Source organism: Ruegeria sp. AD91A (assembly GCF_003443535.1).
Classification (GTDB): Bacteria; Pseudomonadota; Alphaproteobacteria; order Rhodobacterales; family Rhodobacteraceae; genus Ruegeria.
In genome coordinates, this window is the sequence record NZ_CP031947.1 from 478250 (window position 1) to 491735 (window position 13486).

The 13486-nt window shown below is 57.0% G+C and carries 14 protein-coding genes; 11 read left to right on the forward strand and 3 right to left on the reverse strand.

All coding sequences use genetic code 11. The features are described from left to right. The first annotated feature begins 69 nt into the window (after positions 1 to 69). From D1823_RS20615 to D1823_RS20665, 11 genes are all read left to right on the forward strand, one after another. Positions 70 to 1203 carry an enolase C-terminal domain-like protein gene (locus tag D1823_RS20615; protein ID WP_117874070.1) on the forward strand — a complete coding sequence of 378 codons (1134 nt, stop codon included), beginning with the start codon at positions 70 to 72 and terminating at the stop codon, positions 1201 to 1203. Then, positions 1200 to 2450, forward strand: coding sequence for an FAD-binding oxidoreductase (locus tag D1823_RS20620; protein WP_117873595.1), 1251 nt, complete (start codon positions 1200 to 1202; stop codon positions 2448 to 2450). Before D1823_RS20615 ends, D1823_RS20620 begins: the two co-directional genes overlap by 4 nt. A 52-nt stretch (positions 2451 to 2502) precedes the next feature. After that, a complete protein-coding gene (locus D1823_RS20625) occupies positions 2503 to 3480 on the forward strand; it encodes a TRAP transporter substrate-binding protein (RefSeq protein WP_117873597.1) in 978 nt (325 codons plus the stop codon). Between the two features lie 69 nt (positions 3481 to 3549). Further along, positions 3550 to 4083, forward strand: a complete 534-nt coding sequence (locus D1823_RS20630) for a TRAP transporter small permease (protein WP_117873599.1) — start codon at positions 3550 to 3552, stop codon at positions 4081 to 4083. Positions 4084 to 4087: 4 nt separating this feature from the next. After that, positions 4088 to 5401, forward strand: coding sequence for a TRAP transporter large permease (locus D1823_RS20635; RefSeq protein ID WP_117873601.1), 1314 nt, complete (start codon positions 4088 to 4090; stop codon positions 5399 to 5401). A gap of 7 nt (positions 5402 to 5408) precedes the next feature. Further along, the gene (locus tag D1823_RS20640; protein WP_117873603.1) at positions 5409 to 6341 is read left to right on the forward strand and encodes a hypothetical protein; all 933 of its coding nucleotides are present in this window, start codon (positions 5409 to 5411) and stop codon (positions 6339 to 6341) included. Between the two features lie 175 nt (positions 6342 to 6516). Further along, complete coding sequence (locus D1823_RS20645; RefSeq protein WP_117873605.1) at positions 6517 to 6948, forward strand: DUF2141 domain-containing protein; 432 nt, start codon at positions 6517 to 6519, stop codon at positions 6946 to 6948. A gap of 1 nt (position 6949) precedes the next feature. Next, positions 6950 to 7543, forward strand: a complete 594-nt coding sequence (locus D1823_RS20650) for a TetR/AcrR family transcriptional regulator (RefSeq protein WP_117873607.1) — start codon at positions 6950 to 6952, stop codon at positions 7541 to 7543. Next, positions 7540 to 7791 (forward strand): hypothetical protein, encoded by a 252-nt coding sequence (locus tag D1823_RS20655; RefSeq protein ID WP_117873609.1) that lies wholly within the window; start codon positions 7540 to 7542, stop codon positions 7789 to 7791. The genes D1823_RS20650 and D1823_RS20655 overlap by 4 nt, the downstream gene beginning before the upstream one ends. 23 nt (positions 7792 to 7814) lie before the next feature. After that, positions 7815 to 8969 carry an SRPBCC family protein gene (locus D1823_RS20660; protein ID WP_117873611.1) on the forward strand — a complete coding sequence of 385 codons (1155 nt, stop codon included), beginning with the start codon at positions 7815 to 7817 and terminating at the stop codon, positions 8967 to 8969. Beyond that, positions 8966 to 10030 carry a ferredoxin--NADP reductase gene (locus tag D1823_RS20665; protein ID WP_117873613.1) on the forward strand — a complete coding sequence of 355 codons (1065 nt, stop codon included), beginning with the start codon at positions 8966 to 8968 and terminating at the stop codon, positions 10028 to 10030. Before D1823_RS20660 ends, D1823_RS20665 begins: the two co-directional genes overlap by 4 nt. A 75-nt stretch (positions 10031 to 10105) precedes the next feature. Here D1823_RS20665 and D1823_RS20670 read toward each other — a convergent pair whose 3' ends face one another. The 3 genes from D1823_RS20670 to xsc form a co-directional block, all read right to left on the reverse strand. After that, entirely contained in the window at positions 10106 to 10477 is a 372-nt protein-coding gene (locus D1823_RS20670; RefSeq protein ID WP_117873615.1) for a cupin domain-containing protein, read from the reverse strand. Between the two features lie 90 nt (positions 10478 to 10567). Next, positions 10568 to 11605: a YeiH family protein gene (locus D1823_RS20675; protein ID WP_117873617.1), complete on the reverse strand. Its 1038-nt coding sequence runs from the start codon at positions 11603 to 11605 to the stop codon at positions 10568 to 10570. A gap of 89 nt (positions 11606 to 11694) precedes the next feature. After that, on the reverse strand, positions 11695 to 13473 hold the full coding sequence (gene xsc, locus D1823_RS20680) for a sulfoacetaldehyde acetyltransferase (RefSeq protein ID WP_117873619.1): 1779 nt from the start codon (positions 13471 to 13473) through the stop codon (positions 11695 to 11697). Between the last annotated feature and the right edge of the window lie 13 nt (positions 13474 to 13486).

The window sequence follows — 13486 nt, forward strand, 5'->3', positions numbered from 1 at the left end:
TGTCGAAGATATAGTATTTGAAATGATATGCCCGTCAAGGCAGGCTTCCGCTCAACGACAGGGGGCGGAATGAGCGATCTGGCACAAAAAATCATCGGTTACGACCTCTGGCACCTGAAGCTTCCGGTCACGTCCCGCCGGGATCACGGTATAGGGTCCGTTGAAGGCGTTTGCGAAGTTGTTATCCTGCGACTGACATCCGAGGATGGCACACAGGGATTCGGCGAAGCGTCACCATGGTCGGTGTTCACCGGCTCCCCGGAGGCGACTTTCGCGGCGCTGGATCGTTACCTGCGCCCCCTTGTTCTTGGAGCCAGCGTAAGTGACCGATCGGCTATCATGGCACGCGCCACCTATGCCGTGGCACATTGCACCGAGGCGAAGGCCGCGCTGGAAACCGCTCTGCTGGATTTGGCCGGCCGTATCAGCGACACCCCGGTCTGGTCTTTGTTGGGCGGTCGTTGCCGCAGCGCCATTCCGCTCAGCTGTTCCATCGCCAACCCGGACTTTTCTCAGGACATAGACCTGTTGGCGCGGTTGCGAGAGGATGGCGTGCGGATTGTCAAACTCAAGACCGGGTTCAAGGATCACGCCTTTGACATCATGCGGTTGGAGTACCTTGCGCAGAACTGTCCTGAGTTCTCGGTCCGCGTGGACTATAATCAGGGGCTGAGCATCGGGGAGGCTCCGGCACGGGTGCGGGACGTGGCCCAGTTCAATCCTGATTTCATCGAACAGCCAGTTCGCGCCCATCACTTCGGCATGATGGCAAAGCTGCGCCAAATGTCCGATGTTCCCCTTCTCGCTGATGAGAGCGTCTTTGGTCCCGAAGATATGGAACGCGCCGCGCGTGAAAGCATTTGCGATGGCGTGTCCGTGAAAATAATGAAGTCTGGCGGTCTGACACGAGGGCAAACGGTCGCCCGCATCGCGGCTGCGCATGGTCTGACGGCGTATGGCGGGGACATGTTCGAGGCTGGTTTGGCCCATCTTGCGGGTACCCATATGATTACCGCGACACCCGAGATCATATTGGGCTGCGAGTTTTATCAGGCGTCCTATTTCCTGAAAGAGGACATTCTGGAAGAACCCTTCCGGATCAGGGACGGACAGGTCTGCGTGCCCGAAAGCCCGGGGCTTGGCGGCAAGCCCGAGCTGGCAAAGCTGAACCATTATACAGTGGCCAAGGCGGTTTCAGAATGAGTGAAAAGAAAACCATAGCCATCATCGGCGCCGGTATAGTCGGCGTTTCGGCCGCGGTCTGGCTGCAAAGGGACGGACACGACGTGATCCTGTTCGACAAGGCCGGACCGGGTGAAGGCACGTCTCATGGCAATGGCGGTGTATTGGCGTCCTGTTCCATCATACCTGTGACGGTTCCCGGGTTGCTCGGCAAAGCGCCGAAAATGTTGCTGAGCTCCTCGCAGCCGCTGTTTTTGAAATGGGGGTATTTGCCTAATCTGCTTCCATGGCTCCGGCAATATCTAAGCCACGCGAACGTAGCCGACGTTGAACGGATTGCAGCCGCCCTGACACCGATCGTCGGCGACAGCCTGAATGATCACAAGGCCTTGTCAGCAGGCACATGTGCTGAAAAGTGGATTGTGCCCAGCGACTATCTGTTTCTCTACGAAAACCGGGCTCATTTTGAACAAGATGCGTTGGGCTGGGGAATCCGACGGAAGAACGGCTTTGATTGGGAAGAACTGGAGGGCAAGGCGTTTCACGACTATGACCCCGTGTTCAGCCTGGATATCGGTTTCGCTGCCAAGCTGTCCAACCACGGTCATATCACCGATCCCGGGCGGTACGTGAAAGACCTGGCCGCCCATGTTGTGGCTGGCGGAGGCCGGATCATCCGCGCCAACGTCGAAGACGTCACGCGCGACAACGGCCGTGTTACCGGTGTGCGCGCGGGTGGTGAGACCATTGCTTGCGACATCGCCATTGTTACGGCTGGCGTCTGGTCCGGACCACTTGCGAAGCGACTGGGGGTTTCTGTTCCTCTTGAAAGCGAGCGCGGTTATCATCTTGAATTGGTGGCACCTTCTGCCATGCCCCGTAGCCCGGTCATGGTGGCTTCGGGCAAGTTTGTTGCCACGCCCATGGATGGGCGCATACGCTTGGCGGGTATTGTGGAGTTCGGAGGGCTGGACGCACCGCCCTCGCGCGCACCGTTTGAATTGATGCGAAGAAATGCCCGGACCGCTTTTCCGGGCATAACATGGAAGGAGGAAGTGGAATGGATGGGGCACAGGCCGGCCCCGGCTGACTCGATCCCGATCATCGGTGACGTGCCCGGAATCAAAGGGGCCTATATGGGCTTTGGTCATCATCACATTGGCCTGACAGGTGGGCCAAAGACCGGACGGCTTCTGGCGCAGATGATCGCGGGCAGAACCCCGAACACGGACGTAAGCGTCTACGCGCCGTCACGCTTTGCAACATAAGAACAGACCGATGAAAAATATCGGTATTTCAAAACTCGATAGGGAGAAAACGATGAAAAAACTGACAAACCTTCTGGCAGCATCCGCTTTGACTGCCGCCGCGGCAGCACCAGCCGTGGCCGAAAAATGGGACATGCCGATGGCCTATTCGGCGTCGAACTTCCATTCGGCCACCGGTTCGGAATTCGCCAAATGTGTAACGACCGGAACCGGCGGTGAGATCGAAATCGTTACGCATCCATCCGGCTCGCTGTTCAAAGGTGCCGATATCAAACGCGCTATCCAGACCGGGCAAGCCCCGATTGGTGAGCGTCTTCTGTCCGGCCACCAGAATGAGAACGCGTTGTTCGGTTTCGATTCGATACCGTTCCTTGCAACCTCGTTCGATGACAGCGCCAAGCTTTGGGATGCGGCAAAACCGTCAATTGAAAAGGTGCTGGCGGAACAGAACCTGACGTTGCTTTACGCGGTGCCATGGCCGCCTCAGGGACTGTATTTCAAGAATGAGGTGAACTCGGTCGCCGATATGAAGGGCATCAAGTTCCGCTCTTACAACAACGCGACTTCGCGACTGGCCGAGTTGACAGGGATGTTGCCGGTAACGATCGAAGCGGCGGAAATCAGTCAGGCTTTTGCGACGGGTGTTGCCGAGTCGATGGTGTCTTCGGGATCAACCGGGTATGACCGCAAGGTCTGGGAAAGCCTGAACTATTTCTACGAAGTCGACGCCTGGTTGCCGCGCAATTATGTGATGGTGAATTCGGATGTCTGGTCGGGCGTGTCCGACGCCAACAAGAACATCATCAAGGCCTGCGCGGAGCTGGCGGAATACGCAGGTAACTGGCGGGCCAAGGAATACACTGGTTTTACTCTGCAAGGTCTGCGTGATGGCGGAATGACCGTCGGTCCGGCATCTGAGCAGATGACGAATGAGCTGAAGGAGATTGGTGTAACCATGACCAATGAATGGCTGGAAGCCGCCGGTGACGAAGGCAAAGCCATCGTCGATGCGTTCAACGCGTCTCAGTAACCGTTCGGAGCGGGCGGCGTTACACTGTGTCGCCCGCTTTCCACCCAATCATAACACAGCGGGGACACCATGGCGGTTTTGCGAGGGCTTCGGTCCGTTCTGGACTTCATCTATCAGGCAGCAGGGGTAATGGCGGCGCTCAGCCTGATTGCCATTCTTTTGCTGATCGTCGTGCAGATGCTGGCCCGCTGGACAGGTGAGGTATTTCCCGGAGCGCCTGACTATGCCGGGTACGCAATGGCGGCGGCATCTTTCCTGGCCTTTGCCAATGCGTTGAACCGGGGCAGCCACATTCGGGTTTCAATCCTCCTGAACGCGGTGCCGGACGGTGTGCGGCGTATCCTTGAAATCTGGTGCTTCACCATCGGCACTGCCGTCATGTGGTATTTCTGCTGGTATGCCTATCGCTTCGTCTATTGGAGCTGGAAGTTCAACGACATCAGCCAGGGACAGGACAGAACCGCGCTCTGGATTCCCCAGTCGGCGATGCTGATCGGTGCCGTGATCCTGGCCATCGCGCTGACGGATCACCTAATTCATGTCCTGTTCAAAGGTGACCATCGCATTGTCCGCGATCTGGCCGACCAGAGCCACGGAGAGTAAGAGCATGGAAAACCTGTCTGTCATCATCCTTTTCCTCTTTGTTCTGTTCACCTTGCTCGGCACCGGTGTCTGGGTCGGACTGGCCCTGATGGGGGTTGCCTGGGTCGGTATGGAACTTTTCACGACGCGCCCCGTGGGCGATGTGATGATCACCACCATATGGTCAGCATCGTCTTCGTGGACCCTGACCGCCCTGCCCATGTTCATCTGGATGGGCGAAATCCTGTACCGCACGCGATTATCCGAAGACATGTTCAAAGGCCTCTCCCCGTGGATGGCCCCCCTGCCCGGCGGCTTGGTGCATACGAATATCGTGGGCTGTACTGTCTTCGCAGCAGTCTCAGGTTCGTCGGCAGCAACGCTGACCACAGTCGGCAAGATGTCGATCCCCGAACTGCGCAAGCGAAATTACCCCGAACAGATGATCATCGGCACGTTGACTGGCGCTGCGACGCTGGGGCTGATGATCCCTCCGTCACTGACCCTGATCGTGTACGGGGTGACGATCAATGAATCGATCACCAAACTGTTCTTCGCCGGTATCCTTCCCGGCCTTGTTCTCGCCGCTATGTTCATGGGCTATGTCGCGATCTATTCCAAATTAGGCAAAGACTGGAACCCGAATGACGAAGGCAAGCTGAGCTTTGCCGAAAAAGTCCGGAACTCCCGCTTTCTGTTGCCCGTGATCCTGCTGATCACGGTCGTCATCGGCTCTATGTATCTGGGCTATGCCACCGCGACAGAGGCTGCGGCGTTCGGGGTGATCGGCAGTCTGTTGCTGGCGGCCGGCCAGGGGTCATTGAACTGGAAGACATTCACTGAAAGCCTGATGGGTGCTACGCGAACCAGCGCGATGATCGCCCTGATCCTTGCTGGCGCTGCGTTCCTGTCGCTGTCCATGGGGTTCACCGGTCTGCCGCGTGGGCTGGCCGATCTGATCGCCGGATGGGAACTGACCCGTTTCGAACTGCTGATGGTTCTGCTGGTGTTCTACATCATTCTGGGTTGTTTTCTTGACGGGATTTCCTCGGTTGTGTTGACCATGGCCGTGGTGGAACCGATGATCCGCGACGCCGGGATTGATCTGATCTGGTTCGGGATCTTTATTGTGGTTGTCGTCGAGATGGCACAGATCACACCCCCGATCGGGTTCAACCTGTTCGTGATGCAGGGTATGACCAACCATGAGATGAGCTATATCGCACGCGCCGCGATACCGATGTTCCTGATCATGGTACTGATGGTCTTCATCCTCATCTGGTTCCCCGACCTCGCCACCTGGCTGCCCGAGAATTTGCGCCAGAGCCCGGGCGGATAAAACGGCCTTGAACCCGCTCCATCTGGCGGCCCGTCACGGGCCCCGTGTTCTGATCGCCGGATTGGCGGCGGGTCTGCTTTTGCCGGGTTTGGCCGAGCCCATGCGAGACCTGCTGCCGCCCTTAGTCGTGCTGTTGCTGTTCGTCACCGTCCTGAGATTGGACCCAGAAACCATTCTTGGGTCGCTGAGCGATCTGCACCAGGTCGCGTTTACTGTTGTCGGGTTTCAATTCGTAATACCGCTGATCATTCTGGCCATCGGCTTTGCGGGTGGTTGGACGGGAACGCCGGTGCTTCTGTCCCTGCTGATTATGGCAGCAGCACCTTCGATTTCAGGCAGTCCCAACATGTGTCTGATGATGGGTTATCCGCCTGAACACGCGATGCGAATGCTGGTTGTTGGCACTGCCCTGTTGCCATTGACAGCGTTTCCCCTGTTCCTGCTCATGCCCGAATTGGGCGACATTCAATCCGTGCTGTTGGCCGGACTGCAACTGTTGTTGACGATACTCTGCGCAACCGGCGCCGCCATCTTTGTACGGCGTGTTTGGTTGCGTTCACCATCCCATTCCACCTTGTTGAATCTGGAAGGGTTGGGCACAATTACTTTGGCCGTATTTGTCATCGGCCTGATGCCTTCAGTCAGCGCCACAGCATTGGAGAGCCCGACTATCGCGGTCTTCTGGATCGTGCTCGCCTGTTTGGCCAATTTCGGCACTCAAATTGTTACGTTCCGTTTGACCCGAGACAGGTTACCAGCAGCCAGTTCTACCGCTGTCTCCCTGATCGCAGGAAATAGAAACATCGCAATTTTCTTCGTGGCTTTGCCGCCTGAGGTCACCGCGCCGATCATGGCCTTTATCGGGGCGTATCAGATTCCGATGTACCTGACACCAGTGGTCATGCGTCATCTCTATAGGAGACAACGTCCACCCGAGTAGCTGGTAGCACTTCCTCAAGATACCTTTTCCCCGTCCCATACCGACTTTGGGCAGACTCCACACCTCCAGTTCAGTGCCAAAAACTTGTTTGGCGGCACCTGGAATATGTTGTCACTATTGACAGTTAATTGTGCTATTCCTATTTACTGTCAACACTGACAGCTAAGGATTTATCATGCCGCCCAGAAAATTGACGATCGCATCCGTATTGACGCTGGCCTCGTCCCTTGGGGCGTCCGCGCAGACTCTCACTGCAACGGTGAAGGACGTACGCAACGCAAAGGGCGATCTGATCATTGCGGTGTTTGACGAAGCTAAACCATTTGAGGCTATGGACATGACGAACGCTGCGGCTTTGGCTGCGGTTCCTGCTGTCGAAGGCCAGGTTTCGGTTACCTTTCACAATCTCCCGCTTGGCAAATACGCGATTGCCGCGATTCACGACGAGAACAGAAACAGCAACCTGGATACCGACAAAGATGTTCCAACCGAAGGGTACGGCTTTGGCGGTATGGGGCGAAGCGGCCTGCCACCAGAATTCGCGGATGCCGCGGTCGCCGTCGGCACCGGCGCAACTGGAAACCTGAAGTTGAAATACTGGAAATAACATGAGCGGGCGCCCCTCAAATCGTGATGAACGTTATGATCAGGTTATGCAGGCTCTGGTCAGATGTGTTGCGAGATATGGCCTCGATGGTGCATCGCTTTCACAAATAGCCAAGGAGGCAGGCCTGACGCGTCCTCTGATCCGGCATCATCTGGGCAATCGGGATGAATTGATCACGACCCTGCAAGACTATGTTCTGAAATGCTTTTCGAAACAGTTTGACGCGCTTGTTGGGGTCTTGCCGGCCTCGGGCAAATCAGAACATCTGATCGATCTTCTGTTCTCGGACATGAACCAGACGTCACCGGATATGGTACTTGCCTTTGCAGCACTCACCGCGCGGGCTGTCGAGGATGTTTCGCTTCGCCAGGCTTGTCGTGAGGCTCTGCTTTCCTTTGAAACTGCGATTGCCGCGATATTGCGCGCGGATTTCCCGAAAGTGGATGCCGCAAAGGTCAATACCACCGCTCATGGTATAGTGGCCCTTTATTTCAACGCGACGTCTTTGGCCCCCCTGGAAATGCCGAGTGTCTGGAAAACACAGGCCGAACAGGCCGCGCGTGCACTGTTCAATGGCCTGGAGCACGCATCATGACACGCAGGCGGCAGCTGAACTACATCACCTTTGCTGCGCTGATGGTCACGACAGTACTTGGCTATCAGTCGTTGTGGGGTCTTCTTTTCATGTTCTGGACAATCCCGAATTTCTATTCCGGTCACGCATTGCTTTTGACCGACGTAACCCGGGATGAAGACCCCGTCCTGTTTTGGCTGATCCAACTCGCCTGGATCGCACTTGGCCTGTCGATGATTGCCATCGACATTCTACCTTCAACGTTTTGAAGAAACCTTCACAAGAGGCTCAAATGAAACCCATGCTGCACCTTTTGCCAGTCGAGGCTTACACGAGCCAGGATTGGTTCAACCGGGAAATGCGCGAAATCTTCTCCAAAACCTGGCGTTACGCCGGTTTTATGGAGGATGTCAGCGAACCTGGCCAATTCATCGCCGTGCAGGCCGGCTTCAACAATATTTTCGTGATCATGGGGCGCGATCGCCGCCTGCGCGCGTTCCATAACATCTGCCGCCACCGCGGCACCCAACTGATCAGGGCGGTTGGCAAAACGCAAAAGGCCTTGACCTGCCCTTATCACGACTGGACGTACGACCTTGAAGGCAATCTGATTTCGGTGCCAGATGAGCAAGAGGAATATGGCAAGGTCGACAAGTCCTGCCTTGGCCTGAAACCCGCCAAGGTCGATATCTGGAAATCGATGATTTTCGTCCATCCAGACCCCGACGCACCTTCCATCGCCGAATGGCTCGGCCCGGTCGAACCCCATATCGGCCCCCACGTCCCGGAAGAGCTGATCGAGTATGCAGACCTGAACAACAGCTACGAGATAAAGGCTAACTGGAAGGTTGTCGTTGAGAACTACATCGACGTTTACCACCTGAGTCATCTGCACTCGAGTACGCTGCAGATGTATGACCATAAAGCCGCAAAGTACCACTGGGAAGGACCCCATTACTTGTTTTGGGAGCCGCCGGTGGCAGAGTTTCTGGAAGATCAGGAAAGCAAACTGACCGCCCCACGCGTCATACCCAAAGACATGAATGGAGCCTGGGTGCCAATGCTGTTCCCGGGTATTGGCCTGGCCGCTTCGGAAGACGGCTGGAATATCTTCATTATCGAACCCCTTGGCCCGGAACTGACACGAGTTCACAATCGTGGGCGGGTGTCCAACAGCTCGGAATGGGAATTCACCAAACAGTCGATGAAGTCGTCCTCTTTCTGGTCCAAGTTTGGAATAGGCGGAAAATACGAAGCCAATGACGCGATGGGCGAAGATGACCCGATGGTTGCCGGCGACTTTACCGGCGAAGATATCTACGCGTGCGAGCAACAGCAGAAATCCCTGCATTCACCGTATTTTGAAGCAGGTCCAGCAGCAAACGGTGAAAGCCCCGTTATCGAGCACCAGAAAGTTGTTCTGCAATGGTTGGGGGACGGTAAATGAGCCCGCGTGACTTTTTTCCATTGCGCGTTTGCGGGACCAGAGTTGAATTGGGTGGCTTGGCAAAGACCGTTATGTTCGAGATTCCTGATCGCTTGATGGACACGTTCGCCTGGAGACCGGGCCAGCACGTGTCCATTCGTTTCACTATTGATGGCGAAGAGCACCGTCGAAGCTATTCGGTCTCAAATTCACCTTACTCCGGGGGCCCGCTTCGGATCACCGTCAAACGGGTCAAGGGTGGCAGTGTCAGCAACTTCATCAACGACACTATTCAGGAAGGACAAACCATCGACGTCATGCCGCCATTTGGCAGTTTCTGCCTGGAACCCGATGAAACGGCACGACGCACTCATTACTTTTTTGGCGCGGGCTCTGGCATCACTCCGCTCTTTGCGATGCTGAATTCCGTTTTGACAGCTGAGCCCTATTCAGTCGCGCATCTGGCATATGGCAACTCAAACGCCCAAAGCATCCTTTTTCAGGAAGAACTGAGCGTGCTGAAGGAAACACATCCTGAGCGTCTTACAATCAACCACGTTTTTTCGAAACCCGGCTGGTGGTCCAGTGCCGAGTATTGGCGGCAGGGTACAATCGACCTGCCTGCAATTGAAGCGTTGATCACCGAGTATCCTCCTTACGCTCAGGACGCTCAATACTATGTCTGTGGTCCCGGCGACATGAACCAGACCGTCAAATCGGCCTTGATGTCCATTGATGTGCCCGCGAACCGCATCCACGTGGAAAGCTATGGTGCTTCACCGGATCTGGACACTGGTTTTGAAGGGGTGGAAGCAACCGCTGAACTGACGCTGGAAGGCGCCCGACATCTCATTTCGATCTCCAAGGGACAGACCCTTCTTCATGCAGCGCAGTCCGCAGGTCTGAAGCCACCCTATTCCTGCCAATCGGGGGTCTGCGGCGCGTGCCGGGCCAAACTGACCAACGGCACAGTTCATATGCGGGCGCGCATGGCGCTGGAGGATGAAGACATCAAAGCCGGAGAAATCCTGGCCTGCCAGTCAATACCCACGGCGGAAAAACTGGCGATCAGCTTTGAGTAGACCCGTCGCTGAAGAACGGTAGGTGAGTCTGAGGCGGGTTGTTTCATGCCGCCTCAGGCCCAGTTGCGGATCAAATCATGCGTCCGGCGCACATTCTCGGATTACGAAGTGCTTGGTTGTTTCTTCCACAACTTCCCAATAGCCACGAAAACCGTTGGGGATCAGAAAGCTGGCCCCGGTTCGAAAATCCTGACGGGTCCCGTCTTCGTGGATCAGGGCACAATGGCCTTTGACGATATAGCAATATTCGTCCTTGTCCGTAAACGCGTGCCATTTGCCCTTCGTAGACGTCCAGGTCCCAGCGGACAGTTGTCCATCCGGGCTGGTGAAGTGCATTCCAATCTTGTGATGCGGATCGCCCTCGACAACGCGATCGGGAAGGTCAGCCAAACGCCTTTGGCTGCGCGTTGCGGGCTCATCGAAAAGATTGAGTACCTGTGTCGTCATGAGGTCATACCCTCCTGCTGGTCGTGTATTGCGAGATGACGTGACCGGCCAATGATCGGTCACGTGCTGGACTTGGATTTTCGCCATCCTCTAATGAAACAGGTAGACACCCGCCAATACGAGAGCAGCGATGAAGATTGTCTCGGCCACGATCAGGACGATGGCCTGCCCGCCCACATCCAGAATGCGCTTGAGTGACGTTTTCATGCCCACTGCCGCAATCGACACCAGCAGCGCCCATCGACTGAGATCGGCCATTACCGACGAGACCACGTCCGGGATCAGACCCATTGAATTCAGGACGGCAAAGATCAGAAAACCAACGACAAACATCGGCAAAATGGGTGGGCGCTTGCCGTCTGCTTCGCCGAGTTCCGCGTGGCGTCGGACAAGAATCGAGATGACCAGAACCACCGGGGCCAGCATGGCGACACGGATCAGCTTGACCAGTGTCGCGACCTCTCCGGTTTGATCCGAGACCGAGAACCCTGCCCCGACAACCTGCGCGACATCGTGGATCGTCCCGCCGAGGAAGACCCCGGAAAGCTCGTCGTTGAACTCAAATGCCTCAGTGAGGATGGGATAGGCGATCATCGCGATTGTCGACAGAACAGTGACGGACAATACCGTGAAAATCAGGTTGCGTTCCGAATGCTCGTTTTTGGGCAGAATGGCAGACAGGGCCATCGCGGCCGACGCGCCGCAAATCGCGACCGAACCGCCCGTCAACACACCGAAGCGCCAGCCACGACCCAGCAGGCGCGCGCCCAGAAGGCCGAACAGAATCGTGAGGATCACACCCGCAATAACGACCGCAATCAGATCCGCGCCAAGGCTCATCATCAGTTCAACCGAAATCCGGGCCCCAAGCAGAGCCACGCCAAAACGAAGAACGGTTCGTGCCGTAAACTCGATCCCGGCTTTGCAGTCGCCTGCGTCGTCTTCGGCCAGAAAATGGAACGCAATGCCCAGCAACAAGGCCATCAGCATTGCCGGAGCGCCATAGTGCTCGGACAAGAATTTCGCCGCAACGGCAACAACCACGGAAACTAAGAATCCGCGACCGTTCAAACGAACGAAAGACCGTGCCCGAAGCCACGGCGAGTTGGATGCACTTAACGCCTGCATCTTACTTCCTTTGCAATATTTGAGCTGCCTTATGGGCAAAGCCTGCCCCCACCCGAACCGTATTCGGTTCGGGTGGGGGCATGATCAGATTACAGCTCGACCTGATCTTTCATTTCGTCGGCTGAGATTCCGGCGACTGCGACGGGTTTTTTCATTGCGTCGCGGCGGAAGGGTTCGCCGAGTTCCTGGTTGATCAGGGCCTCGATCAGCGTGGTGATGCCGTTCTTCTGGTCCTCGATCGCTTGGTTCAGCGCCGCGGTCAGCTCGTCCTGGGTGCGGGCAACGACGCCCTTCAGACCACAGGCCTGCGCAATACCGGCGTAAGACACTTTGGTGTCCAGCTCGGTGCCCACGAAGTTGTCGTCAAACCACAGGGTCGAGTTGCGCTTTTCCGCGCCCCACTGATAGTTGCGGAAGACGATCTGGGTCACGGCAGGCCATTCCTCGCGGCCGATCGCGGTCAGTTCGTTCACCGCGATGCCGAATGCACCATCACCGGCAAAGCCCACAACCGGAACGTCCGGGCAGCCGATCTTGGCGCCGACGATGGCGGGCAGCCCATAGCCGCAGGGGCCGAACAGGCCCGGCGCCAGGTACTTGCGGCCCTCTTCAAACGACGGATAGGCGTTGCCGATGGCGCAGTTGTTGCCGATATCGGACGAGATGATCGCCTCTTTCGGCAGCGCCGCCTGAATCGCGCGCCACGCCATGCGCGGGCTCATCCAGTCCGGCTTGGCGTCACGGGCGCGCTGGTTCCAGGTGGTGCCCGGATCGTCATCCTCGTGGGTCATCGAGGTCAGCTCCTGCGCCCAGGCGGATTTTTTCTGCGCAATGCGTTCCTTGCGCTCCTTGCGGCCTTCGTCACCGGCGGTGTCGCTCAGCTGGGCCAGAATGCCTTGGGCCACCTTGGCCGCATCACCGACGATACCGACGGTGACAGTTTTGGTCAGGCCGATGCGGTCGGGGTTGATGTCGACCTGGATGATCTTGGCATTCGCCGGCCAGTATTCCATGCCATAGCCCGGCAGGGTCGAGAACGGGTTCAGACGGGTGCCAAGACACAGAACAACATCAGCCTCGCTGATCAGCTCCATCCCGGCCTTCGAACCGTTATAGCCCAGAGGGCCGGCAAACAGCGGGTGGTTGCCGGGGAAGGCGTCGTTGTGCTGATAGCCGACGCAGACCGGCGCATTCAGACGCTCGGCCAGTGCCTTCGACGCCTCGATCCCGCCCTTGGACAGGACAACGCCCGCACCGTTCAGGATAACGGGGTTCTTGGCGTTCGACAGCAGCTCGGCCGCCTGTGCCACGGCGGTTTCGCCGCCCGAGGGGCGTTCGAAATCGACGATGGCGGGCAGATCAACATCGATCACCTGAGTCCACATATCACGCGGGATGTTCAGCTGAGCCGGCGCGCTGGCGCGCTTGGCCTGCATGATCACACGGTTCAGAACCTCGCAGACGCGGGTCGGGTCGCGGACCTCTTCCTGATAGGCGACCATGTCCTCGAACAGCTTCATCTGCTCGACTTCCTGGAAGCCGCCCTGACCGATGGTCTTGTTCGCCGCCTGCGGCGTCACCAGCAGCAGCGGGGTGTGGTTCCAGTAAGCCGTCTTCACGGCGGTCACGAAATTGGTGATGCCGGGGCCGTTCTGCGCAATCATCATCGACATCTTGCCGGTCGCTCGGGTATAGCCATCCGCCATCATCCCCGCACTGCCTTCATGAGCACAGTCCCAGAACATGATCCCGGCCTTCGGGAACAAATCAGAGATCGGCATCATCGCAGATCCAATGATCCCAAACGCATGCTCAATCCCGTGCATCTGCAGAACCTTAACAAACGCCTCTTCCGTCGTCATCTTCATGTGGGTGTTTCCT

Coding starts and splice junctions, on each gene's coding strand:
- D1823_RS20665 (WP_117873613.1), top strand. CDS start 8,966: ATGAGCCCGCGTGACTTTTTTCCATTGCGCGTTTGCGGGACCAGAGTT.
- D1823_RS20675 (WP_117873617.1), bottom strand. CDS start 11,605: ATGCAGGCGTTAAGTGCATCCAACTCGCCGTGGCTTCGGGCACGGTCT.
- D1823_RS20650 (WP_117873607.1), top strand. CDS start 6,950: ATGAGCGGGCGCCCCTCAAATCGTGATGAACGTTATGATCAGGTTATG.
- D1823_RS20655 (WP_117873609.1), top strand. CDS start 7,540: ATGACACGCAGGCGGCAGCTGAACTACATCACCTTTGCTGCGCTGATG.
- D1823_RS20625 (WP_117873597.1), top strand. CDS start 2,503: ATGAAAAAACTGACAAACCTTCTGGCAGCATCCGCTTTGACTGCCGCC.
- D1823_RS20620 (WP_117873595.1), top strand. CDS start 1,200: ATGAGTGAAAAGAAAACCATAGCCATCATCGGCGCCGGTATAGTCGGC.
- D1823_RS20645 (WP_117873605.1), top strand. CDS start 6,517: ATGCCGCCCAGAAAATTGACGATCGCATCCGTATTGACGCTGGCCTCG.
- D1823_RS20670 (WP_117873615.1), bottom strand. CDS start 10,477: ATGACGACACAGGTACTCAATCTTTTCGATGAGCCCGCAACGCGCAGC.
- D1823_RS20635 (WP_117873601.1), top strand. CDS start 4,088: ATGGAAAACCTGTCTGTCATCATCCTTTTCCTCTTTGTTCTGTTCACC.
- xsc (WP_117873619.1), bottom strand. CDS start 13,473: ATGAAGATGACGACGGAAGAGGCGTTTGTTAAGGTTCTGCAGATGCAC.
- D1823_RS20615 (WP_117874070.1), top strand. CDS start 70: ATGAGCGATCTGGCACAAAAAATCATCGGTTACGACCTCTGGCACCTG.
- D1823_RS20630 (WP_117873599.1), top strand. CDS start 3,550: ATGGCGGTTTTGCGAGGGCTTCGGTCCGTTCTGGACTTCATCTATCAG.
- D1823_RS20660 (WP_117873611.1), top strand. CDS start 7,815: ATGAAACCCATGCTGCACCTTTTGCCAGTCGAGGCTTACACGAGCCAG.